This is a genomic window from Neobacillus notoginsengisoli (genome assembly GCF_003515685.1).
Lineage (GTDB): Bacteria > Bacillota > Bacilli > Bacillales > Cytobacillaceae > Bacillus_D > Bacillus_D notoginsengisoli.
The window spans coordinates 143573-167464 of sequence record NZ_QWEG01000007.1 but is presented as its reverse complement, the minus strand read 5'-3'; the positions used below and the strand labels follow the sequence as shown (position 1 = coordinate 167464).

Here is a 23892-nt window from a genome sequence, read left to right as displayed (position 1 = left end):
GTCAGGAGTAGTGTGCTTTTTAATGATATTGGTCTAGTTCGGCATATGATACGGTCAGCTATTGAACGACTTTAATATAAAAATAGATATCCTGCCCGACTTTTTTCGGTTCAGCCAATAGCTTGTAACCGTGTTTAACAGCTTCTTCGGGAACACTTCGAAAAGATTGCGGACAATCGGCAATCACTTGTAACACTTCCCTGATTTTCATGGTTTTTAGCGCATCCAGCGCATAAATGACAGGGTACGGTCAAGGCTCGCCACGAATATCCAGCGTGTAATTGACGTCAATGACTTGTGACATGGATTAAGCCTCCTTTGTAACAGTTGAAATCTGTCCTCTTTTTTTATCCTTGATTCCAGTACCGTAACGGAATCGCTTTTCCCACCAATTCGAGAGTAAAAACCAAACGATCAGCATGGCGATTGTTCCTACTAGTGCTCCAAGAGGGCCCCAGAGTTCCATTAAGTTCACTGGCTGCCAATTTTCTACTAACGCGCCATAAATACCGAGATGATCCCAGCCGTATGCCAAGAGGGTTGCCCCAACGATATTTCCTGCGCCTACTACCCAGTATAACACTTGGCCTTCCATTGCCCGGTACATCATGCCGGTCTCACAGCCGCCGGCCAGTACAATTCCGAATCCGAACAGCAGTCCGCCAATTAATGTGCTTGGAGCAGCCACTTTGATAATGGCAATCGAGCCGCTTTGAATGTAAAAGAACGTAACGACGACACTGATCATCATACCAACCGCAATCGCTTTCGACATGACAGCACGTCCGCTAATCCATAAATCGCGAAAGGCCGAGGTGAAACAAATTTGCCCACGCTCAATTAAAATGCCAAACAAGGCCCCGGCAATACAGGCAACTGCCAACATCGATTTGCCTATGACGAAAAAGTAAATGACCAGCCCCGTATAGAGGCAGGCAAAAAGCAAGCCTAAAACCGGCTGGATATTCTTTTTTTGCACATGTTCAGTGACAACCGGGTTCAGCGTTCCTTTTATTAAGGCCGGTTTCCCCCGCCACCATTTCGTGTTGACGACCTTCACACCAAAAAAGGTTCCGATGGCCGTAGCCACCATAAAGATCCAAGAGTGAAACGAAAACTGAGGAACACCTGTAAAAAATGCGGCTAAATTGCAGCCAAGCGCAAGGCGTGCGCCAAATCCGGCAATGATACCTCCGGCAAAACCTTGTGTTAATCGCCGCTTTTGTTTCGGAATACGAATTTTAAAACTGTTGCTTAATAAGATCGTAATCAGCCCGCCAACTAGCATGCCAATGACAATCCAACCATCGGTCCGGCTGATTGGGGATCCTTTCATGCCAACAAGATTAAAATATGCCCAGTCGGACACATCGACCCCGAACCACCTGAGGATATGTCCGCCTATCCTTGTGAATTCGCCAGTAACCGCCCAAACCGTACCAGTAATTCCAAAGTACAAAGCACTAACCAGCCCGGCAATGCTAATCGCAACGTACGGATTCCAATATTCTTTAAAGACCTTTTGATAAAGACTCATAAACCTTTAACTCCTCTTTGTTAAAGTAGGCTCCGTTTCAAGGGCTTCCTAGACATCCTATAATCCTATTAATAGTAATTGTTATTTTCTTGCAGAGCAATTTGATTTATCGATAAGTTGAGGAATATATTATCGGTAAAATGAATAGATAGAAGGGGAGTCGATTAGGAAAGATAGAGCTCGTCTTGATTGTAAAAATATAATTTTTATGATTGGCATAACCTTTAATACCTTAAATAGTATCTTAATAGGAAAAATAATGAGAAATTTTGCGAAAGGGGGGATAAGACAGTTAAAAGAAAACGAGTAATAAACAACTTGAAAGGAGTAGTTGAGATGAGTTTTTTGCAAAAAAAATCATGGATTCTATTGCTTCTCATTCAAGTGCTGATGCTGATTATAAGTATTTCAGGAGAAAACGGACCAGTAGGTGAAGGATCAGTCTTACACGCATATTTAACCAATGATCAAACCGACGCGGCCATTGAATTAAAGCTGCGTGGATCATTAGTAATAGGCATGACCATATTTGGCATAGCTATTCTGACAAATGCATATCGTAAAGGACTTAGATGGTCCTGGTATGCATGCTGGGTTTATCCGTTATTTTTTATCCTTCATATAATTGGTTTTGGGACATTTATGCCTGATATTATTTTTTTACTCCTATCCCTAGCGGCGCTGCTCTTGCCATATAGAACATTTTTTCAAAATAATTCGGATTGAAATAGGTTGGGTTCAACTGTTGAATCGCTATGAAATCGATTTATATAACAGGATAACAGTGGTGAAGCCCATGAATCGTTTGCGGTTCATGGGCTTTTATCATTACTTATACTATTTCTATCTTTTAAATAGTCAAAATTTAATTCTATTAACAACGGTGATATAATGGAAAAGTAATGTTTTGCTATCGGATTATCATGAATGCAGAAAAGGTGTGTGCCTTTTGCACGTCCTGGCTTGTGTGACGTCTGAGAAGAGCGCCCAACATTCTTTCTGCACTGCATAGGGGATAAGGATGGGAGAAATGATGAACAGTCAAATTGGAACAGATGTGATTTTAATTGGTGCTGGAATCATGAGTGCGACTTTGGGGACCCTGCTGAAGGAGTTGGCGCCTGACAGGAACATAACCGTTTTTGAAAAACTTGAAAACGCCGGAGAGGAAAGCTCGAACGAATGGAATAATGCGGGAACGGGTCACTCCGCACTGTGCGAGCTGAACTATACCGTTGAAAAGCCGGATGGTTCCCTCGATATTAGTAAAGCAATCAACGTCAACGAACAGTTTCAGCTTTCTAAGCAATTTTGGTCTTATCTTGTAAATAGAAATCTAATTCATGATCCACGCGACTTTATTATGCCTTTGCCTCATATCAGTTTTGTCCAAGGCGAAAGAAATGTGGATTTTTTAAGAAAACGGTTTAAAGCGCTTTCAAAGAATCCACTCTTTGCTGGAATGGAGTTTTCTAATGCTCCAGAAAAATTGAAAGAATGGATCCCGCTGATCATGGAAGGCCGCCATTCAAATGAACCAATTGCGGCTACGAAAATAGATTCGGGGACTGATGTTAACTTTGGCGCGTTAACACGACACTTGTTTGACCATTTAAAGAAGCAAAATGTTGAAATCAACTATAAACATCAGGTTGAGGACATTAAACGGACAAGCAATGGGCTATGGGAAGTGAAAGTATGGAACATGAATACCGGCGCAATCGAACGCCATACTGCCAAATTCGTTTTTATTGGCGGCGGCGGGGGAAGCCTGCCATTACTGCAAAAGACAGGTATCCCTGAAAGCAAGCGCATTGGAGGGTTCCCGGTAAGCGGATTATTCCTGGAGTGCAAGAATCCGGAAATCATCGAGCAACATCATGCAAAAGTATATGGCAAGGCTGCGGTAGGAGCTCCGCCAATGTCGGTTCCGCATCTCGATACACGATATATCGACAACAAAAAATCGCTGCTCTTTGGACCATTTGCCGGCTTTTCGCCAAAGTTTTTAAAAACCGGTTCAAACCTTGATTTACTGCGATCAGTAAAACCAAATAATTTCATCACGATGCTTGCGGCTGGGGCAAAAAATATTCCATTAACAAAATACCTCATCCAGCAAGTGATGTTATCAAAAGAAAAACGGATGGAGGAATTACGGCAATTCGTACCGAACGCCAAGAGTGAAGACTGGGATATTGTCGTAGCGGGCCAGCGTGTGCAAGTAATTAAAGATACTGAAGCGGGCGAGCGGGGAGTGCTTCAATTTGGCACGGAAGTCGTAAGTGCTGCTGATGGGTCAGTTGCCGCTTTGCTAGGTGCTTCGCCGGGCGCTTCAACCGCTGTACATGTCATGCTAGAAGTAATCAAAAAATGCTTCCCTCAACAATTAAAAGCGTGGGAGCCGAAAATAATCGAGATGATTCCGTCTTATGGTCTATCTCTATCCGATCATCCGGAGCTATTTCATGAAATTCACTCTCATACAGCATGGATGCTTGGGCTTGGTGGAGGTCGCACGATCGTTAGCCCTGAGAAGACGAAGATCGAGCAACCCTATGAAGAAAAAGAATCTGTATCCTAATATTGAGCGCCTTTTTGGTGCTTTTTATTTTGAGCAAAAAAAAGCCGCTAGACTGCGGCTAAGGCAGTAGCGGCTTCGTAATTTGATAGAATCAGATTAATTCCGGATTAGATAATCGAATGCGCCCAGTGAAGCGGCTGCTCCTGTTCCCATCGAAATAATAATTTGCTTGTACGGAGTGTTTGTACAGTCTCCGGCGGCAAATACGCCTGGCGTACTTGTAGCACCGCGGTTATCGACAACGATTTCACCCATGCGGTTGCGCTCAATCGAATCACCCAGCCAATCCGTATTCGGGACAAGGCCGATTTGAACGAACACACCAGCGAGTTCGATGTGATGTTCTTCGCCTGAGTCACGATCGATATAGCTAATACCGTTTACTTTATCGGTACCGGTAATTTCTTTTGTTTGAGCGTTCTTGATGACGGTCACATTTGGAAGGCTGAATAGTTTATCTTGCAGGACTGAATCAGCTTTTAGTTCTGGCATGAACTCAAGAACTGTTACATGCTTCACAATTCCAGCAAGGTCAATGGCTGCTTCAATACCGGAGTTCCCTCCACCAACGACTGCCACGTCTTTTCCTTCGAATAACGGGCCATCACAGTGAGCGCAATAGGCGACGCCTTTGCCTGTGAACTCGGTTTCACCTGGGACATTGATTTTACGCCAACGAGCGCCAGTAGAAAGGATGACGGTTTTGCTCTTTAGAACAGCGCCGTTTTCCAATTCGAGTTCAATGAGATCTTTCTTTTCCAGGCGTTTTGCCCGCTGCAAATTCATGACATCAATGTCATACTCCTTCACATGCTCTTCGAGAGTTGCAGCAAGTTTAGGACCTTCTGTATATTTCGTACCAATGAAGTTTTCAATTCCAACCGTATCCATGACCTGGCCGCCAAAGCGCTCAGCCACAATACCGGTGCGAATGCCTTTACGCGCGGCATAGATTGCTGCGCTGGCCCCAGCTGGCCCGCCTCCAACGACAAGGACGTCAAATGGATCTTTAGCAGAAAGCTCAGCAGGATCCAGTGTGCTACCCAATTTTGCAAGAATTTCTTCAATGGTCATGCGGCCGCCGCCGAACTCTTCGCCGTTAAGGAAAACAGTTGGCACTGCCATGACGTTCTTGCTTTCCACTTCTTCCTTGAAAGCTGCACCGTCAATCATTGTATGGGTGATGCCAGGATTTAGAACGCTCATCAAGTTCAAGGCCTGTACCACATCCGGGCAATTATGACAGCTCAAGGATACATACGTTTCAAAGCGGTATTCACCTTGCAGGCTTTTCACCTGGTCGATGACACTTTGATCAACCTTTGGAGGACGACCACTTACTTGCAATAGTGCAAGTACTAAGGAAGTGAATTCGTGTCCAAGAGGAATACCGGCAAAAGTAATGCCGGTATCTTCTCCGATGCGATTGACACTAAAGCTTGGTGTTCTCTCCAAAGTGGCTTTTTCAACTTTGACTTTATCCGACATGGATGCCAGCTCATCGACAAGAGCAAGCATGTCTTTGGATAGGTCATCCGATCCTGCGCTGACTTTGAGCAGGATTTCGTTTTCCATCAATTGAAGATATTGCTGTAATTGTGCCTTTATATCTGCATCTAATATCATTCATTGCACTCCTTAAATTTTACCAACAAGATCCAAGCTTGGCTTCAGTGTTTCAGATCCTTCTTCCCATTTAGCTGGGCAAACTTCGCCTGGATTGTTGCGTACATATTGTGCTGCTTTGATTTTGTTAATGAGTGTGCTTGCGTCACGGCCAATTCCGCCTGCGTTGATCTCAACAGCTTGGATAACGCCATCTGGATCAATGATGAAAGTACCACGGTCAGCTTGTCCAAGTTCTTCAATAAGTACATCGAAGTTACGGGATAGGACGTGAGCCGGGTCACCAATCATTGCATAAGTAATTTTACCGATTGTTTCGGATGTATCGTGCCATGCTTTATGTGTAAAGTGGGAGTCCCTTGATGCTGAGAATACTTCTACTCCAAGTTCTTGGAGAGCAGGATAGTGATTCTGAAGGTCTTCTAGTTCAGTTGGGCAAACGAATGTAAAGTCCGCTGGATAGAAGCAAAGAACAGTCCATTGGCCTTTAAAGTCCTGCTCGGTTACTTCGATAAACTCTCCGTTTTTGTAAGCTTGCAATTTGAATGGTAGTACTTCTGTTCCGATAAGTGACATAGTATAAATTCCTCCTATTAATAGAATCAATTGTTAGTATATAGGTTAAACTTGGATAATATACAAGGGGAAGCTCCCCGAATTGCGACGCGCCGCCTGTTCATCCAAATGAACCTATATAAATAAACAACTAAAAATAATTAGTTATTTATAATAATTCTAATACACAAACCATTATCATATAGTTTTAATTATTTGTCAAGAAAAAGGTCTGTTTTTGCAAAAGGGAGTCGAAATGTGGTTTTAAAAAGAAGATAATCATGCAGAAACGAGGGAGAGAAGGAATGTTAATTTTCAATTAGATGGTGATTTCTCAACTAATCATCGCAAAAAAGGGTGATTGCTGTTTAAATTATAGCAATCACCCTTTCATCATGTCATTTATTTTGAACTATATAACTCCATGTGCAATCATAGCATCGGCTACTCTAATAAAGCCGGCGATATTGGCGCCTACCACCAAATTGCCTGGGTGGCCATATTCTTCCGCGGCGTTGATGGTGTTCCGATAAATATTTTCCATGATTTGATGTAATTTTGCATCTACTTCTTCAAACGTCCACGACAATCGCATACTGTTCTGGGACATTTCCAAAGAGGAAACTGCTACGCCGCCAGCATTGGCGGCTTTTCCTGGAGCAAAGAGAACATCACTGTTCAAGAATACATCAATGGCTTCTAGTGTTGATGGCATATTGGCGCCTTCCCCAACAGCCTTCACTCCATTGGCAACCAATATTTCTGCGGATGATTCGTCAATTTCATTTTGCGTTGCGCATGGCAAAGCAATGTCACAAGGGAGGGACCAAATACCTGAACATCCTTCCACGTATAACGCCTGCGGATGCTCCTTTACATATTCACGGATTCTTTTTCTTTCAACTTCTTTCAGTCGCTTGACAGTATCGAGGTTGATTCCGTTTTGATCGTACACATACCCGTTCGAGTCGCTGCAGGCCACAACTTTCGCGCCGAGCTGCATTGCTTTTTCCATGGCATAGATGGAAACATTGCCGGATCCTGATACAATCACGTTGCTGCCCTTAAAGCTAAGTCCTTTGTCTTTAAGCATTTCCTCGACAAAATAAACCGTTCCATAGCCAGTCGCTTCTTTTCTCGTTAAGCTTCCGCCATATCCAAGTCCTTTTCCTGTCAGGACGCCCGCTTCATAACTGCCGCGGATTCTCTTATACTGACCGAACATGTACCCGATTTCTCGTGCGCCAACGCCAATATCCCCAGCCGGAACATCAATATCGGGTCCGATATGCCTGTAAAGCTCCGTCATAAAGCTTTGAGTGAATCGCATGATTTCCCCGTCGGATTTCCCTTTAGGGTCGAAGTCGGCACCGCCCTTGCCGCCTCCAATTGGCTGGCAAGTGAGGGAGTTTTTAAAAATCTGCTCAAAGCCAAGGAATTTAACGATGCTTGAGTTAACTGAAGGATGGAAACGCAAGCCGCCTTTATAAGGCCCGATTGCACTGTTGAATTGCACCCGGAATCCGCGGTTTACTTGCACTTTGCCTCGGTCGTCGACCCAAGGCACCCTGAAGGTTATGACTCTTTCGGGTTCCACAATTCTTTCGAGGATACTATGGTCCATGTATTGTGGGTATTTTACAAATACAGGAACGAGAGAATCGAAAATTTCTTTCACAGCCTGATGAAATTCGCACTCATACGGATTACGCGCAATGACAGTCTCAAACACTTCATTCACATAATCTTTCGCTGTTTTTATTTTAGCTACTTCCATTTCTTGTACAGTCATCATATTGGTTTACCCCCCTTTGGCAAAAAAATGCTTATAAATGAACACGAAAACTTTACCCAATTAAATTATTTAGTTTCCTTATTTTATAATTGTCAAACAATCTAAACAATATGAAAATTAGATAATAATCATGCCGATATGAGATAATTAGGATAGGGGTGACATAAATGGAGTTAAGACAGATCCAATATTTTATTGAAGTGGCAAAACGGGAGCATGTCACAGAGGCCGCTATGGCTTTGCATGTCGCTCAATCGGCAGTCAGCAGGCAAATATTTAATTTGGAATCGGAACTCGGCGTTGACCTTTTTATTCGGGAAGGGCGAAATGTAAAATTAACCCCGATTGGAAAAATGTTTCTTGAATATATGGAAGAAGCCATGAAGGTAATCGAGAATGCGAGGCAGGAGGTCCAGGAATATCTCGATCCGGAAAAAGGGATGATCCGCATAGGGTTTCCGAGCAGCCTCGCTTCCTATACGCTACCCACTATTATATCTTCTTTTCGTGAACGTTATCCTCATGTGAAATTTGAACTGAAACAGAGCTCCTACCATGATTTGATTCAAGGCGTGGTAAATGGAGAAATTGACATGGCGCTCTTGGGCCCGCTTCCGAAACCCGAGAAGAAGGTCAAGGGGGATATTTTATTTACAGAAAAAATTGTTGCGTTGCTCCCGGTTAGCCACCCGCTGTCGAAACAACCTTCAGTGAACTTAAGCCAATTAAAAGAGGATTCATTTATTCTCTTTCCCAAAGGGTTTGTTTTGCGTGAGATTGTCGACAACGCCTGTAGGCAGGTTGGCTTTCAGCCCGACGTGTCATTCGAAGGGAAGGATATTGATGCAATTAAAGGATTGGTCTCCGCAGGGCTTGGGGTGACACTTATCCCCGAAGTGACACTGGTTGACAGCCTGCCGCGCTCAACTGTTAAGCTGCCGATCAATGAACCCCAAGTTACCCGGACAGTCGGCATCATCATTCCCAGTGACCGTCAGCTGCTTCCCGCTGAAAAGCTTTTCTATGAGTTCGTCCGTGAATTTTTTAGTATGTTGAATCGATATCAGACTTGACGATTTCTTTTTGCAAAACTTGAAACACGTAAAAAGTCAGGAAACCGTTTTTGATTTCCTGACTTGGTGATCATCACAGAACCGTGTTCGGTGTTACTCAAGAGCCGTTTGCGTGACAGCTTCGGGCAAAATACTGTCTTGCTGTCACAAATCCACATAAATAGTTTAATAGACAACAACCGGATCATACGTTGTAAGATTAGTATAAATGGCTTTCATGACACTTGGCGGGACATTGACACAGCCCCCAGAGCCAGCTCCGATATAGGCATTCGAGGACCAGTTCGACCGCCAGCTCGCATCGTGGATGCCTTGGCCGCTGTTTGTAAACGGAACCCAATAGTTTACTGGTACGGCATATTCACCGCTGCCAACCCGGCTGCCTTTGAGTATGGATGGCGATTTTTTGAAAAGGATATACCACACCCCGGGCGATGTATCTTCACGGGTATTGTGGTTTCCTGTGACAACATTCGTGGTGACGACTAATTTACCGTTTTTATAAACCCAAATCCGCTGTTCCTTGATTGAAACTTCCGCATACGTATTGCCAATGCCGTTGTTCGCTGTCGTTTCATAGCCATAGCCTTCATTGTTCCATCCATTTCCGTGTATATTGGAAGCAGAAACCGATTTTTCTCCCTTTTCAAAAGCTTCCATCATCCGTGCCGCTTCTTTTTCCACATCGAGCGCCCACCCATAGCCTTTTCCTTTAATGGTGATAACTGATCCGGAATGGGTTTTAAACTTGAAATCCTTATTCAAAGTAGATTGCGTGTTGTTAATTTCAGTGAGTTTATTTTTAAGGTCTTCTTGATCAAAGGTGATTTTCATGTCATTGGAAACGGTGGCACTTTTAATCAAATCACTGGCTTTTAAGGCATAGGTTTGATCCTGTACCTTATAGTCAATGGTTTGCTGGAGGAGCGCTTGCAGCCTTTGCTCTTTGTTTTTAATGATGGCACTGTCTTCTTTGATAGGTTGGAAATAGACAGGATTCAACCGAACTTCACTGCTGTAAGCCTGCTGGTCATACTCTTTTAAAAGGCCTGCCACATCATATTGCTTCCCGGCGGCACTGTTTAAGACAGTAATCTTGCCTTCTTTAAGGACAACATCGGCATCCTTTGGAGCTTGTAAACTTTTATTCATTGTTAAAAGTTTATCTTCAAGCTGTTTTTTCAGCTCGTGGCTTCGAAACGCGTCTGGATTGCCCGGATTTAATGAATAATCTTTCTTTTTAAAAGAAGGGATGTACGTCTGCTGGTTGTTGAAAATTTCTTTGACCCCCGAAAGATCTTCATCTGCGAACCCTATCTTTGTATCTTTTCCATCAATTATTTGCTGCTGCCCAATATAGACCACATTCTTTAAAGTGGCTGTTTTTAATTCATCCAGAGCCTGCTCCGCGGTCAGTCCATTGACCATTACGCCATTGATTGAAACATTGGCATTAAAGCGGGTGGTCTGATAATAAGCCACTGCCGCCGCTAGAATGCCAATAAAAATAAGGATACTGGCCGTGATCAGCTTCCATTTCCCTGATGATTTGGCCTTTTGCCGGCTAACTTCCTGAACTGGTCTTTGAAGTGAAGTCTCCATTCTTATTCCCCCGTTTTGCATAAATCTCTATTTATAGCCATCTGCCACCGAATTATAACTTCCAATGAATTACCAAAATCAAAATCAACTACTATTCTACTCGATAGCAAAGCAGAACTTTGTCACTATTTGTATCTAATTTATAAATTTTTTTCATGTATAGAATAGTACGTGCCAAACGCAATAAAGTTACGAGATAATCATGAAAAATAGCCCTTTTATTTAGAAATGGTCAAAAAAATAATGGACCTGCAATTGTACATGCAAGTCCATTAGTGATTGGTTATTTATGTTCACCTTTCTTTGCTTCATTTGCCAGCTGCTCAAAGGTTTTCACTTTTCCATGCGGGTTTTGAGATTCCTTTCTGGCTTCCCATTGTCTTTCTTTCTGTCGTTTGGATTGTGTCATTTTGAAAAGCTCCTTGCGATAGATTTTAGAACGTTCTTTTAGCTAACTTCTATTTTCAAAAGCTCTTTGTTCTTTTTCTTTTTGTTTTTTTGCCCGATTGGCATTCGCGCTTCCAAACTCCTTAGAGAATTCAGAATCGGTTTTGCTGGAATCGAAGCCTTGCTTGTTTTTCTGCTGCGGATCGTTTTTCTTTGTTCGTTTTGCCATGGTTTTCCCTCCTTTTGCCTTTAGTATAGGAGAAGAGGAATGAACTATTCATTTTCCTATTCCTCTTGGCAAAAGGAAGGCATGGTTCGTGTCATTTTGGAGAATTATCGGTCATGTACGCAAACAGGCCCCCGGACTGCTGCCCGGTGGCCTGTCAAAAATATCCCTATTTCTTCTTATCATTCGCAAGGAAGTTGTAGATATTGGCTTCGCCTTTCCCGAAGAGCGGGTCTGCGCCGACTTTTCCGAAATCAATGGCGCTCTGTCTGATTGCCGCCGCAACCTGGGCTGGTGAGTACTCAGGGTGGGCGGCTTTAATGACGCCCGCTACGCCTGCCACTTTCGGAGCAGCCATGGATGTTCCGTGCAAATAGGAGTATCCATGCCATTTACCATCACTGAATTGAGTCGTTGCATTATTGCCTCCGCCTACAGGATAGCTCGGATAGGTAGATAATGTACGGTAAGTAAAGTCGCGTTTGTTTAAATAATCGCCCTTTGGATCTTGGCGGTACAATTGATCATACAATGGGCCGTTATCCCCGCCAGGGCCGGCGACATCAATGGCGTTTCCATAGTTTGAATAGAAAGCGATCCCATTCTCGGACCACTGATTTGATGAGGAAACCGTAATGACGCCCGGGATTTGGGCTGGTACAACACGGGATGGCCCTTTAATATCGATTCCATACGTATCTTTCCAGTAAGCTTTCATATCATGCGGGTTGTTTAAATCCCTTGAATCATTACCAGATGACGCAACAACAGTTACACCTTTTTGAATAGCATACTGGACTGCCCGGTGGTAGGCGACCATCGATGCCGAATCCCCTTTTTCATCGAAGTTATTGGCCATCCAGCGCCATCCGCCAATCGACATGTTAATGACTTCCACGCCGTCATTTGCGGCTGCTACGATAGCATCAGTAATCCACGATTGCTGAGCTCCGCCTGTTGCCCCAAACACACGGTAGGCACGGACAGTCAGTTCAGGGCCTACACCTTTAACCTTTCCATTCGCGGCAATCGAACCAGCAACGTGAGTTCCATGACCATTTTTGTCCCATGCATCTGTTGTGCCAGGAACAAAAGTTTTAGAACCGGCCAGGTCGGCATTATCCTTTAAATCTGGATGGCTGAAGTCGATCCCGGTATCAATGACTGCGACAACCGTATCCTTGTTGCCTTTGTTTAATTGATACGATTTGCCGTCGTTGGTTAGGCGGTGCATATCCCATTGCTTATCCCAATAGCTGTCTGCATTGGCATCCAGGGTCACTTTCTCGCCATTAGGAGTTCCAGGGGTAAACTTTACCTTATCATCCGGGTCAGTTTCCAGATAGGCTTCCAGCTCCCGGCCAGCTGATTGAATATTCGTATCCTTTTTCACCTTTGAAAGGAACGTTGAATCTGTGGACGAAGCCTGAACAATCCCGACCTCAGGAATTACCCTTTCGACAGTTCCACCGGCTTTTGAAATTGCTTCAGCATAATTGCCAGGCAGCTTTCCCTTATAGGCGAGTAGATAATACTCTTTCTCAGGCGCGGCACTTGTTTTCCCCGTTTGTGCTCCTACTAATAATGAAAAACACAGCATAGTAAAAATAGATAGTAAAGCCAGCTTCTTCTTCATTCAACTTCCCCCTATGTAAATGATAATGAACAAATTATGGACTTATCTTATTACAAGGTCTTAAATTAAGCTGTCGATTCTTAAAATTGATAGTTAAAAATAATCTGACTATTTGCGACATTGACTGAGAGTTTATTCGAAAACATAACTTAAAACATCAATCGCTTGATCAATTGTCTCGACAGTGACATTTGCTTTATTGGATAGTTCCTTTAAAGGATGAATGAGCGATTCCGGCCTGATGATGATGGTTGGTTTGTTCAATGCAATCGCTGTGCTTGCATCCATAGCCGTATTCCATTGTTTATACTTTTCACCAAACAAGGCAATGACAATGTCGGCTTTTTGCAATAAAACCTGCGTCCTGAAATTGTTAATATCAGAGGCGGCATCGTCCTTATAAAAATTGCCCGGCTGTTTCCCGAGAATTGCTTCCCCGATATCATCCGAACGGTCATGGTTCGTCTGCGGACCAACAAAGACAAGCGGCAACTCTCTTTCCTTTGCTTTTTTCTCTACCTCCTCTCGCCAATCATCGTGAATCTGTCCTGCTAAATAAACAGTTAGCTCCACCTTATCCCTCCTAGTATTAGTTTCCTACATTTTCATACTAATAAAATTCCTAACTACTTTCAAAAAACAACCACCCTGAGACCCTTAAAAAGACAAAAATGGTACTATATGACTAACAGGTTAAGGAGCGGATGAACCTAATGCCTCATACCAAAAGCAGTGAGGCAGGGGACGGTTCCACTGCTTCACCGCCGGCGATATCCTAGACCAATAGTAGCTAGAAGAGACGTTTTTCCCTTGTGCTATAATAGATGAGGGAAAAATAGAGATCAATGACAATATAGTTAAGTGGAGGAAATGAGAAGATATGAGTAATTTGCCAAATTGCCCAAAGTGTCAATCAGAGTATACATACGAGGATGGACCACTGTTTGTTTGTCCGGAGTGTGCGTATGAGTGGACGCCGGAAAGCATGGAAGCCAGCGATAATGAAAAGGTTACAAAGGATGCAAACGGAAACGTTCTCAACGATGGCGATTCAGTCACCGTCATTAAGGACCTTAAAGTAAAGGGAAGTTCTTCCGTCCTGAAACAGGGAACGAAAGTGAAAAATATCCGGATTGTCGAAGGAGATCATGATATCGATTGTAAGATTGATGGCTTCGGACCAATGAAATTAAAATCCGAGTTTCTCAAAAAACTTTAAACAGGAGGCCGCTAACTTAGCGGCCTGCTTTTTTATGCCTCAAATTCACTCATCAATGCATGGACATTGTTTTCTGTATCCTTAAAGAATGCCATCCATGTTTCTGTCTGGTCCATTTTTGCAATCAGGTGAGGTTCGTCGATAAACTGAACTCCTTTGTCTATAAGCGTCTCGTACGCTTCCTTTATATTAGGGACCTGAAAGTAAATGACTGAGCTTGGATGATTGAATTCTTCCTTTTCCGGCAGGCTTAACAGCAGGCGCAAGCCATTGCAGTCATAGAACGCGAGATTCCCTGTACTGAATAAAAGGGGAAGGCCCAGCTTTTCCTTATAAAATTGCACCGCCCTGTCAAAATCCTTAACCGGCACCCCGATCTGCCCCACTTTTTCAATAAACCCCTTGTCCACAGCTATTTCTCCCTTCGTTTTGGATTGTCTTAACCTACTTCTATATAAGTTTGAATTTTCAGATAAACAAATTATACATAATCCCACTGCAAATCTCTCTAATAAGTTTGCATTGCATGTAAATTTTGCAAAAAAAATGGGCATGTGCAGAGCACAGCCCGGTTTCTGTCAATCACCATTCATTCGGTTCATAATCCAAATCAGCAAATAGACGCGCTTTCTCCTTTTTCGTTAAATCCCTCCACTGGCCAACAGGTAGATTGCCCAGTTCAATGTTCATAATGCGGATTCGCTGCAGGCGATAGACCTCATAGCCGAGCGCCTCGCACATCCGGCGGATTTGCCGGTTCAGCCCTTGGGTCAAAATAATTCTGAAATCATACTTGGACAGCTTTTCCACTGTGCATGGAAGGGTTTTGGTACCGAGAATTTTAACGCCTTCGGACATATGCTTCAAAAATTCCGGTGTAATCGGCTTGTCCACCGATACTATATACTCCTTTTCATGCCTATTTTCGGCACGAAGAATTTCATTGACGATATCGCCGTCATTCGTTAGGAGAATCAGGCCTTCCGAATCTTTATCAAGACGGCCAATGTTAAATACCCGCAATGGATGATTGACGAGATCGACGATATTTCCTTTTACGTTCTTTTCAGTCGTGCTTGTAATGCCAACTGGTTTATTTAAAGCGAGGTAGACATTATTCCTGGCTATGCGAATTTCTTCTCCGCTTACCCGTACAACATCACCTGGATGGACTTGGGTGCCTAGCTTTGCAACTTTGCCGTTTACCGTCACTTTTCCATCTTCAATAAGTTTGTCAGCGCCGCGCCTCGAGGTTTTACCAGAGTCGCTAATGAATTTATTGAGCCGCAATGGAATACCAACCTTCTTTGTAATATTATTGTTTCTCTAACAATACAGCAGAAACAGCCTGGTTTGCAAAACCTATAGTTTATTTCGAAAAAAGGAGTTCACTTATATAGTCCTGATATATATTTAGTTTACTAATAAAGTAACCTTCTTTAAAATAAGGCATACAAAAACTTTCAGGAAGTGACACAAATGGAAAATGGTTTCGACAAGCGGGGGCAAACGGCCGCCTTTCTAAAAGGGTTGGGTATTACCTTACTCATTGCCTTATTTGCAAAAGGTTTATCGGGTTTTCCCTTCCTATCTATTATGGGGCAGTTGGTGATAGCGATTTTACTTGGAATGAGTTGGAGGGCTCTATTCGGTTTTAATGATAACCTTAAACCGGGCATTACTTTTGCTAACAAGAAGTTATTACGACTTGGCATTATTTTGCTTGGGATGAGGCTAAATCTCTCGGATATTTACGAGGCGGGTGGAAAAGTCTTTCTGATAGCTGCCTTGAATATTATCTTTGCCCTCTTCGTCGTTTACGGCTTTTCGAGGCTGTTCGGAGCCGAAAAGAGGCTCGGGATTCTGACTGCATGCGGAACGGCTATTTGCGGGGCTGCGGCGGTGGTCGCCATTGCGCCTCAGATTAAGGCGAAGGAAGAGGAAACAGCTGTTTCGGCTGCTGTCATTGCCATTTTGGGAACCATTTTTACATTAGCCTACACAGTGCTTTATGCGTTACTCAACATGACGCCAACCGTATACGGCGTCTTTGCTGGCGGAACACTGCATGAGGTCGCCCATGTTGTCGCCGCTGCGGCTGCGGGCGGAGACACTGCGGTCGATCTTGCAGTCATCGTTAAGCTTACCCGTGTCGCCTTACTCGTTCCGGTTGCGTTGGCCATCGGGTTCTTTATGCAAAAAAACGCCCGAGACAATGGAGGAGCTAAGCTTTCCAACTCCGTGGTGCCGTGGTTCATCCTCGGCTTTATTGCCATGAGCGGATTCAATACGCTAGGAGTCGTTTCGGAAGCTGTGGCAGGACATATCGTAACAGTTGCTTATCTTCTCATTGCGATGGCGATGGCCGCGCTTGGCCTGAATGTCGAAATAAAAACCTTCAGGAAATTGGGAATGAAAGCTTTTGCCGCAGGGCTGGCCGGATCAATTCTCTTATCGATTTTCGGGTATTTCTTGGTGAAGGTCATGCATATTCAATAAGTATTCTTGAAAACCAGTAGCTTTGTGCCGCTGGTTTTTTTGCATGATTGGGCGGTAGCCTATGGAGCCGTCCGAGGAAAGGGCATATAGTATTGGAAGCGAACAGAAAAAGGCTTATTTATACGCCGTTCCCTGTTAAGAGGTGAGATTATGAGGAATGTTGCAATTGTCTATCGCATGAAAACAAACATCATCACGCAAAACGGAAACATCAACATCGGGTCCACGGTTCAGAACAGCCACACGGCCAATGTGAAAGTTGCCGGAGCTTGTTTTGCATTCGGTGACTCTTCGAACGTGATTGAGTACCAAAACAAGGTAAATGTAGCCGATGTCAATAAAAATGAACAAAGTGAACCCCCTCAGTAAAAAGCTCTTTTTAACCATTTCAATAACCTGGGCATATATATAACCAATGATAAGTTGGGAGGGGAGAATATGGCCACGAATATAAATATATACAGCATTAAAATTAATAATATATCAAACAACGGATCACTCAATATAGGTGATGCGCTTCATAATTCCCCTTCAGCCCACACGAAATCGCAAGGGACCAATGCCTCTTATGGAGATATTTCCCCAACGACATCAGGAATGGAAAATGTCTTCATTGACCCGGATGTGAATGATCAGGGAGATATTGCAAACCCAGCAAATGTAAATTCGAACCAATACTGACATTTTCCTTTGAAAGGAGCAAACCATGCCTTATTTTATCAATATATTTAATGTGAAAACGAACGGGATTACGCAAAATGGGAACCTCGATATCGGAGCGACCATCCATAACAGCCATACAGCGAATTCAAAATATATTGGTGCTAATTTCTCGCTCGGCGATCTATCTCCAAGCTCTTCCATAATAGGCAATAACAGTGTGGATCCCGATGTAAGTGACCAAGACCAAATTGCCAACCCGTCACTTCCAATAAGTAATCAATTTTAAATGGATATAGGGGTGAACTCAGATGCTGCCATTTCCGTTTTCTAAAGGTGGTTTGCCAAAATGGCTTGACCAGTCTTATTTTAACAATGACATTCAAAAATTTGTCCAGGACCTGGTGGAACGATCGATTTCCTCTTCCATGAAACATGCGGACTTGGTGGAGAAAACTGCAGCGGTGGATATCGAGGAGGAACCAGAGTTAAAGGTAAATGAATCTATGGACGTGAAAACTTTTGAAAGCCACGATCATGTATATGTGAAAATCTATATTAAGGACCCCGCCGTACTATCCAACCTGAAAATCTACCACAATTCGAATCAGCTTCTGATTGAGGGAATGCCAAATCCGGAGGCCCGCCATGTCATCACGCTCCCGTCGATTGTTAAAATGAAGGAGTCTGTCTCGGAGTATCGGGACAGTTACCTGCAAATAAAAATGAAAAAAAGAACTGATCCGCAGTTTACTGAAGTAGCTGTGCCTCCGGTTGAATGAAGGAATAGATCTTCAGTAATTTTTTGCAAAAGGAGGGGCCAAAGAAGTGGATGCGGACAAAATAAAGCAATGGATCGAAATGACCCAGAAGTACCAAAATGGAAGGTTCTGGGAAATGGTTTTTGACGAAAACCCGCCTGGCGAAATCGTGGAGGAGAATGGCGTCCAGAGCGGCAGGCAACCAGAAAAAAAGGACAGTGGCAATTATCCAAAAACGGACATCTTCCTTACTGACACAGATATTATCCTGTTGATGGAAATCCCTGGTGCCATGAGGGAAGATATGGCCCTGTCCGTATCGGGAACTAAACTTACCGTCAGGGGAATCCTTCACCCACCGATGATTAACGGGGCAACTGTGGTGAATGAAAGGAAGTATGGTGAGTTTCAGCGGACAATCGATTTGCCTGAGCCGGCTGAGAGCAAGGGAATGCATGCCAGATTTGAGAATGGTCTTCTCATTATTACGTATCCAAGAAGATATGTGCGGGAAGAAACCATCCTCATTCGCTGAACTATCCATAACGATGAAGGTGTGATCCAATAATGCCCTTGAATAAACCATTAGATCCAGTGGAAGAGCTGCTTTTAAAGATAAGGGAACTCGAAAGCCAAGTGAGCAGAATGGAAGGACGAATTGAGGAGTTAGAACAAATATATGGCCATTACAGTGGCGGAACACATAGTTCGCTAAACGGGCATGATGGGTCTGGCGGAGAAAATCCGGGGGCCAGCCAGCCGGCGGTAATTTATCAGGAAATTAAGGTTGAGCGGTTATTTATTGATAAATTTGACCAAATCACAAATCTTGGGAATGTTGGAATTAGAGAGTTGGGCGGCCAGTTGAATATAGGCACAACGTTTGAGGGAGAAGCCATCCCGGCGGAATCCGCAAAGGAAATGGAAGAAGATCATAAAAAAATCAAGGATATCTTTGAAAAATTCAAACAGAAAACGAAGATAACCGAAGATAGTGACCAGAAAGAGTGAAATTAAATGTTGAGGGAAGGCGACTTCGGCATTTTATTTTCACTTTTTTTGTTGGAAATTGTTTCGTCTCCCGTCATTAGTGAAATGGATACATAAGTAATGAAACAGGGGTGAAAGAATTGTCGGAAAATCGAAAAATTGCTGAGGAGTTAATTGAAGCTGTCGGCGGCAGGGAAAATATCCATTCTGTTGCCCATTGTGCCACACGTCTGCGCCTAATGGTCAATGATAAGGACAAAATTGACCAGGAACGAGTCGAACAAATCAATAAAGTGAAGGGAGCCTTCTATAATTCCGGCCAATACCAAGTCATTTTTGGCACGGGAACGGTCAATCGGATATATGAAGAAGTTTCCCAGCTTGGCCTTGAAACAACGTCTGCATCCGAGCAAAAGAAGGAAGTAATTAAAACCGGTTCCAAATTCCAGCGGGCCATCCGGACGTTCGGTGATGTCTTTGTTCCAATTATTCCAGTTCTCGTTGCAACCGGATTGTTCATGGGGTTGCGTGGGTTAGTCATGCAGGAAGAGATTCTCAGCCTTTTCGGATACACACCTGATCATGTGCCGGAAAACTTCCTGCTGTTTACTGAAATACTGACGGATACAGCATTTATTTTCCTGCCCGCCCTCGTTGCCTGGTCAACTTTCAGGGTATTCGGCGGCACACCGATTATCGGTTTAGTTCTTGGTCTGATGCTTGTCGGCCCTGCCCTGCCGAATGCATGGGGGGTAGCCGGCGGGGATGTAGAGCCGCTTCTCTTTTTTGGCTTCATTCCGGTCGTTGGCTACCAGGGATCGGTTTTACCGGCCTTTATTGCCGGAATTATCGGTGCGAAGCTGGAAAGGATTATTAGAAGACGAGTCCCTGAAGCACTGGATTTGATTTTGACTCCTTTCTTGACACTATTGATTATGATTGCCCTGTCGCTGCTAGTCGTCGGCCCGATTTTCCACGTTGTCGAACAAGGCATTCTTTCTGTCGCGACAAAGGTTTTGTCCTGGCCACTCGGGATTAGCGGCCTGCTTATTGGCGGATTTAACCAGATCATTGTCATTACTGGGGTTCACCATATTTTCAATATGCTTGAGATTCAGCTTTTGGCAAAATATCACTACAACCCTTACAATGCAATCGTTACGTGTGCGGTTGCCGCGCAGGGCGGTGCGGCGCTTGCTGTCGGATTGAAGACAAAATCGACGAAGTTAAAGGCGCTCGCCTACCCATCTTCCTTTTCCGCTCTGCTAGGGATTACCGAGCCAGCTATTTTCGGGGTCAACCTCCGCTACGGAAAGCCATTCCTAATGGCACTGATTGGAGGAGCGGTAGGTGGATTTTTAGCTTCCATTCTCGGCTTGAAAGCAACCGGTATGGCAGTCACAGTCATTCCCGGAACATTGCTCTACTTGAACGGCCAGATTTTACCGTACATTTTGGTTAACCTTGTCGCCATTGGGGTGGCATTTGCCTTGACTTGGATGTTTGGTTACTCTGATAAAATGAGAAAAGAAATTGAACAGTAATAATCTGTAAAGGGGGCAGGTGAACTGCCTTCTTTTTTTGCAATTGGTATGAATCAGTTGGCTGATAGGCGAATGAGCATAGACAGTTGTCGAAGGCGTAATTCGGACGGACGAATGATGGCGGAATCTGGACGAATGGCCCCGTGATTTGGACGAATAAGGTGAGTTTTCGGGACGAATGAAGCGCGAATCCAGCCGAATGGAAGCTGAATTTGGAGGAATGGACACCAAGCAGGGGGATGTTTTCCGGTAATTAAGGACAAAAAGCCATGATTGGTGGATTTTGATTGAATAAATTGATTGTTTAATAAAAAATCGACCAATTCTAACTGGATAAATTCAATTTTTGCAAAAAAAAAGCGCTAGTTACTAATAAAACAACTTGATGCGGTAGAAGGAGGAATTCCAATGAGCGAAAAACAGGAACTCCTAATCAAAAAGGCGTATGAAGAGATAAAAAAACATAAAAACCAGGTTGAAAACGACCCTTATCGTCTCGATTATCATCTCATGCCGCCGGTGGGACTATTAAATGATCCGAATGGTCTTGTTCAGTTCGGCGGAGTTTACCATGTGTTTTACCAATGGAACCCGTTTGAAACCGCCCATGGAGCGAAGTTCTGGGGACATTATTCTTGAAGAATATGGTCAATTGGCGCGCGGAGCCGGTCGCACTGGCTCCTAGTGAATGGTATGAGAAGAATGGCTGCTATTCCGGGAGCGCCATTGAATGGGAAGGCAAGCTTTATCTTTTTTATACCGGGAATGTCAAACGGGAGGATGGGAACGTATCAATGCCTGGCCGTCTCTTCCGATGGAATCCATTTTGAAAAAAAGGGGCCTATTTTGAACTTGCCTGAAGGCTATACGGCCCATTTCCGCGATCCAAAGGTATGGAGGGAGGACGGCCGTTTTTATATGATTCTGGGTGCTCAAACTCTGGATGAAAAAGGGGCGGCTGCTCTATTCGTTTCAGATGATTTGTATCATTGGACGGAGGCTGGGAAGAATGTCGGGGCTGGCATGAGCGGGCTTGGTGATTTCGGTTATATGTGGGAATGCCCGGACATGACTCGGCTAGACGGGAAAGATGTACTGCTCGTTTCACCGCAGAGCCTTGAGCCGAGCGGTCACCTCTACAACAATATTTTCCAGTCCGGTTACTTTATTGGCCGGCTGGATTACGAAACAGCTGAATTCAGGCATGGAGCCTTTATGGAGCTGGACCGGGGCTTTGATTTCTATGTGCCGCAAACGTTTTTAGCCGATGGCGGAAGAACCATCCTGTATGCATGGATGGGGATTACCGACGAGACGGAGGCCTTTCAGCCGACTGTCGCAAAAGGCTGGGTCCATGCGCTGACGATTCCAAGGGTACTGAGTCTAAGAGGCGATAAAGTTTACCAGACGCCGGTAGAGGAATTGAAAATGCTCAGGAAAAATAAAGTTTCTTTTCAAAATGTGAAATTGGACGGGACCGCTCAGCTCGAAGGGATGAAAGGAAAGTCGGCCGAATTGGTGCTCGATTCCATTCTTGCTGAGGGGAGCGGGTTCTCTATCTGTTTTAGGAACGAAGCCGAATTGTGCTTTGATCCAAATAAACAGGAAATCTGGCTGCAAAGGCAGAACCTGAAAACAGGGGAGCCTGAAACGAGAACATGCAAGCTGACAGAGTTATCCAAGCTGCTCATTTTCAGGGACCATTCATCTCTGGAAATATTCGTGAACGATGGGCAAGAAGTGTTTACTGCACGCTATTTTCCAGACCCCAGTAATGACACAATTTCCTTCCAAGGCCAAGCAGAATTTCATTTAGCTAAATGGGACCTTGAGAAAATGCAAATAGGTTGAAAATGTTTAGGAGGCGGATTAGAGAGGAGCTTCTGTCCCATCTATTTTTGGCCTACGCACTGTTCAAAATTGAAGGGGGAGTCTTCTGTCGAAAGATGATAAAATCAGCAAATATTGGCACCTGCAAAAGATAGCATGAAAGGTTGACAGACTTGTCAGAATAGTATAGTCTGAATTGCATATAATTGAATACAACCACCTCACTTTCAACAGTGAGGTAGAGGCGCGGTATTTAACAGTCCTTAGTGGAGTTTGAGAAGCATTGAAGCTAAGGAGAAGGAAATATCGCCGAAGTGGGCAGTATACTCAGTATTGCCTGCTGGGCCTGCAGTGAAGAACTGTAGGACTGTCTCAATAAACCCCCAGTTTGTTGAGTTGTGCTATCTCATTTGGGATGAAGAGAGGATTTTAGGGGCAATCTATACATGTTGCGGCCTGAGTGAATCTCAGGCCGCTTTTTCGTGTAGTTAAAAATAAAAAATGGAAGGGGAAGGACAGATGAAGAAAAGGGGAGCTTTGTTTCTAACAGCCTTGATTTCGGTGATGCTTGTATTGGCGGGCTGCGGTGGCGGTGGTGAAAATTCCGGCTCAAAAGAAGGCGGTACATTTAAGGTAGGACTGGAGGCCGGTTATCCGCCGTTTAACTGGACACAGAAGGACGACTCGAATGGCGCTGTAAAAATTCAAGGAGCATCTGAATATGCGGGCGGTTATGATGTGGAAATCGCCAAGAAAATCGCCGATGCCCTCGGCAAGGAACTCGTCATTGTCAAAATTGAATGGGATGGCCTTGTACCAGCATTGACTTCCGGCAAAATTGACGCCATTATCGCGGGGATGTCCCCGACAGCGGAACGTAAAAAAACAATTGATTTTTCCGACAACTACTATAAGTCCAACCTTGTCATGGTCGTGAAGAAAGGAAGCCAGTTCGAAGGAGCCAAATCAATCCAGGACTTCAAGGGTGCAAAAGTGACGGCCCAATTGAATACATTCCATTACTCTGTCATCGACCAGATTAAAGGAGTGAAGAAGGCAACCGCCATGGATAACTTCCCGGCGATGCGCGTCGCTCTTGAATCTGGCATTATTGACGGATACGTTTCTGAGCGTCCTGAAGCTGTGAGCGCATCTTCGGCGAATGAACATTTTGCAATGGTTGAATTTGAAGATGGCTTTAAAACATCCGAGGATGATACAGCGATTGCTGTCGGTCTGAAAAAGGGCAGCAAGCTGACCGATAAAATCAATGAAGTATTAAAAGGCATTTCTGAAGAAGAGCAAACAACTATTATGGATGAGGCAATCAAGAATCAGCCAGCTGCAGAATAAACAATTACAGTAAAC

At 44.0% G+C, this 23892-nt stretch carries 25 protein-coding genes, 1 pseudogene and 1 riboswitch; of the genes and pseudogenes, 14 read left to right on the top strand and 12 right to left on the bottom strand.

Annotation, left to right across the window (positions count from 1 at the left end):
* Positions 1–58: 58 nt before the first annotated feature.
* The gene (locus tag D1B31_RS12435; RefSeq protein ID WP_275670718.1) at positions 59–238 is read right to left on the bottom strand and encodes a sulfurtransferase TusA family protein; all 180 of its coding nucleotides are present in this window, start codon (positions 236–238) and stop codon (positions 59–61) included.
* Positions 239–307: 69 nt separating this feature from the next.
* On the bottom strand, positions 308–1537 hold the full coding sequence (gene yedE / locus D1B31_RS12430) for a selenium metabolism membrane protein YedE/FdhT (protein WP_118921115.1): 1230 nt from the start codon (positions 1535–1537) through the stop codon (positions 308–310).
* A 336-nt stretch (positions 1538–1873) separates the two neighbouring features.
* Between yedE and D1B31_RS12425 the strand changes: the two genes are divergently transcribed.
* Together D1B31_RS12425 and D1B31_RS12420 are read left to right on the top strand one after the other, a co-directional pair.
* Positions 1874–2263 (top strand): hypothetical protein, encoded by a 390-nt coding sequence (locus tag D1B31_RS12425; RefSeq protein WP_118921114.1) that lies wholly within the window; start codon positions 1874–1876, stop codon positions 2261–2263.
* Between the two features lie 304 nt (positions 2264–2567).
* The gene (locus D1B31_RS12420) at positions 2568–4121 is read left to right on the top strand and encodes a malate:quinone oxidoreductase (protein WP_118921207.1); all 1554 of its coding nucleotides are present in this window, start codon (positions 2568–2570) and stop codon (positions 4119–4121) included.
* A gap of 96 nt (positions 4122–4217) precedes the next feature.
* Here the strand turns inward: D1B31_RS12420 and ahpF are convergent, their stop codons facing one another.
* The 3 genes from ahpF to gdhA form a co-directional block, all read right to left on the bottom strand.
* On the bottom strand, positions 4218–5747 hold the full coding sequence (gene ahpF, locus D1B31_RS12415; protein WP_118921113.1) for an alkyl hydroperoxide reductase subunit F: 1530 nt from the start codon (positions 5745–5747) through the stop codon (positions 4218–4220).
* Positions 5748–5759: 12 nt separating this feature from the next.
* Complete coding sequence (gene ahpC / locus D1B31_RS12410) at positions 5760–6323, bottom strand: alkyl hydroperoxide reductase subunit C (protein ID WP_118921112.1); 564 nt, start codon at positions 6321–6323, stop codon at positions 5760–5762.
* 391 nt (positions 6324–6714) lie between these two features.
* Positions 6715–8097, bottom strand: a complete 1383-nt coding sequence (gene gdhA, locus D1B31_RS12405) for an NADP-specific glutamate dehydrogenase (protein ID WP_118921111.1) — start codon at positions 8095–8097, stop codon at positions 6715–6717.
* 167 nt (positions 8098–8264) lie between these two features.
* Here gdhA and gltC point away from each other — a divergent pair, with 167 nt between their 5' ends.
* Entirely contained in the window at positions 8265–9170 is a 906-nt protein-coding gene (gene gltC, locus D1B31_RS12400) for a glutamate biosynthesis transcriptional regulator GltC (protein ID WP_118921110.1), read from the top strand.
* Positions 9171–9335: 165 nt separating this feature from the next.
* Here gltC and D1B31_RS12395 read toward each other — a convergent pair whose 3' ends face one another.
* The 5 genes from D1B31_RS12395 to D1B31_RS12385 all read right to left on the bottom strand — a co-directional run bounded on the left by D1B31_RS12395 (position 9336) and on the right by D1B31_RS12385 (position 13594).
* Positions 9336–10772, bottom strand: coding sequence for a L,D-transpeptidase family protein (locus D1B31_RS12395; protein ID WP_118921109.1), 1437 nt, complete (start codon positions 10770–10772; stop codon positions 9336–9338).
* 283 nt (positions 10773–11055) lie between these two features.
* The gene (locus D1B31_RS24860) at positions 11056–11181 is read right to left on the bottom strand and encodes a DUF6254 family protein (protein WP_240035254.1); all 126 of its coding nucleotides are present in this window, start codon (positions 11179–11181) and stop codon (positions 11056–11058) included.
* 42 nt (positions 11182–11223) lie between these two features.
* Positions 11224–11388 carry a hypothetical protein gene (locus D1B31_RS24625; protein WP_192894774.1) on the bottom strand — a complete coding sequence of 55 codons (165 nt, stop codon included), beginning with the start codon at positions 11386–11388 and terminating at the stop codon, positions 11224–11226.
* A 166-nt stretch (positions 11389–11554) separates the two neighbouring features.
* Positions 11555–13021 carry a S8 family serine peptidase gene (locus D1B31_RS12390; RefSeq protein WP_118921108.1) on the bottom strand — a complete coding sequence of 489 codons (1467 nt, stop codon included), beginning with the start codon at positions 13019–13021 and terminating at the stop codon, positions 11555–11557.
* A 132-nt stretch (positions 13022–13153) separates the two neighbouring features.
* On the bottom strand, positions 13154–13594 hold the full coding sequence (locus D1B31_RS12385) for a YtoQ family protein (protein ID WP_118921107.1): 441 nt from the start codon (positions 13592–13594) through the stop codon (positions 13154–13156).
* A gap of 307 nt (positions 13595–13901) precedes the next feature.
* Between D1B31_RS12385 and D1B31_RS12380 the strand changes: the two genes are divergently transcribed.
* Positions 13902–14240, top strand: coding sequence for a zinc ribbon domain-containing protein YjdM (locus D1B31_RS12380; RefSeq protein WP_118921106.1), 339 nt, complete (start codon positions 13902–13904; stop codon positions 14238–14240).
* Between the two features lie 32 nt (positions 14241–14272).
* On the opposite strand, the gene D1B31_RS12375 is transcribed toward D1B31_RS12380, so the two are convergent.
* A complete protein-coding gene (locus D1B31_RS12375; RefSeq protein WP_192894773.1) occupies positions 14273–14650 on the bottom strand; it encodes a VOC family protein in 378 nt (125 codons plus the stop codon).
* A 172-nt stretch (positions 14651–14822) separates the two neighbouring features.
* Complete coding sequence (gene rluF, locus D1B31_RS12370; protein WP_192894778.1) at positions 14823–15536, bottom strand: 23S rRNA pseudouridine(2604) synthase RluF; 714 nt, start codon at positions 15534–15536, stop codon at positions 14823–14825.
* A 183-nt stretch (positions 15537–15719) separates the two neighbouring features.
* Between rluF and D1B31_RS12365 the strand changes: the two genes are divergently transcribed.
* From D1B31_RS12365 to D1B31_RS12320, 10 genes and pseudogenes are all read left to right on the top strand, one after another.
* Positions 15720–16739, top strand: coding sequence for a YeiH family protein (locus tag D1B31_RS12365; protein ID WP_118921103.1), 1020 nt, complete (start codon positions 15720–15722; stop codon positions 16737–16739).
* A gap of 150 nt (positions 16740–16889) precedes the next feature.
* Positions 16890–17108 carry a spore germination protein gene (locus D1B31_RS12360; protein WP_118921102.1) on the top strand — a complete coding sequence of 73 codons (219 nt, stop codon included), beginning with the start codon at positions 16890–16892 and terminating at the stop codon, positions 17106–17108.
* Between the two features lie 69 nt (positions 17109–17177).
* Positions 17178–17420, top strand: a complete 243-nt coding sequence (locus D1B31_RS12355; protein ID WP_118921101.1) for a spore germination protein — start codon at positions 17178–17180, stop codon at positions 17418–17420.
* A gap of 25 nt (positions 17421–17445) precedes the next feature.
* A complete protein-coding gene (locus D1B31_RS12350; protein ID WP_118921100.1) occupies positions 17446–17688 on the top strand; it encodes a spore germination protein in 243 nt (80 codons plus the stop codon).
* Positions 17689–17710: 22 nt separating this feature from the next.
* On the top strand, positions 17711–18181 hold the full coding sequence (locus D1B31_RS12345; RefSeq protein ID WP_118921099.1) for a hypothetical protein: 471 nt from the start codon (positions 17711–17713) through the stop codon (positions 18179–18181).
* Between the two features lie 46 nt (positions 18182–18227).
* A complete protein-coding gene (locus D1B31_RS12340) occupies positions 18228–18695 on the top strand; it encodes an Hsp20/alpha crystallin family protein (RefSeq protein WP_118921098.1) in 468 nt (155 codons plus the stop codon).
* Between the two features lie 38 nt (positions 18696–18733).
* Complete coding sequence (locus D1B31_RS12335; RefSeq protein ID WP_158587531.1) at positions 18734–19171, top strand: hypothetical protein; 438 nt, start codon at positions 18734–18736, stop codon at positions 19169–19171.
* 119 nt (positions 19172–19290) lie between these two features.
* Positions 19291–20694, top strand: coding sequence for a sucrose-specific PTS transporter subunit IIBC (locus D1B31_RS12330; RefSeq protein ID WP_118921096.1), 1404 nt, complete (start codon positions 19291–19293; stop codon positions 20692–20694).
* A 408-nt stretch (positions 20695–21102) separates the two neighbouring features.
* Positions 21103–22545 (top strand): annotated as a pseudogene (locus D1B31_RS12325) (glycoside hydrolase family 32 protein).
* Between the two features lie 210 nt (positions 22546–22755).
* Positions 22756–22936, top strand: a riboswitch (Lysine riboswitch).
* Between the two features lie 107 nt (positions 22937–23043).
* Positions 23044–23877, top strand: coding sequence for a transporter substrate-binding domain-containing protein (locus D1B31_RS12320; protein ID WP_118921095.1), 834 nt, complete (start codon positions 23044–23046; stop codon positions 23875–23877).
* The last annotated feature ends 15 nt before the right edge of the window (positions 23878–23892 follow it).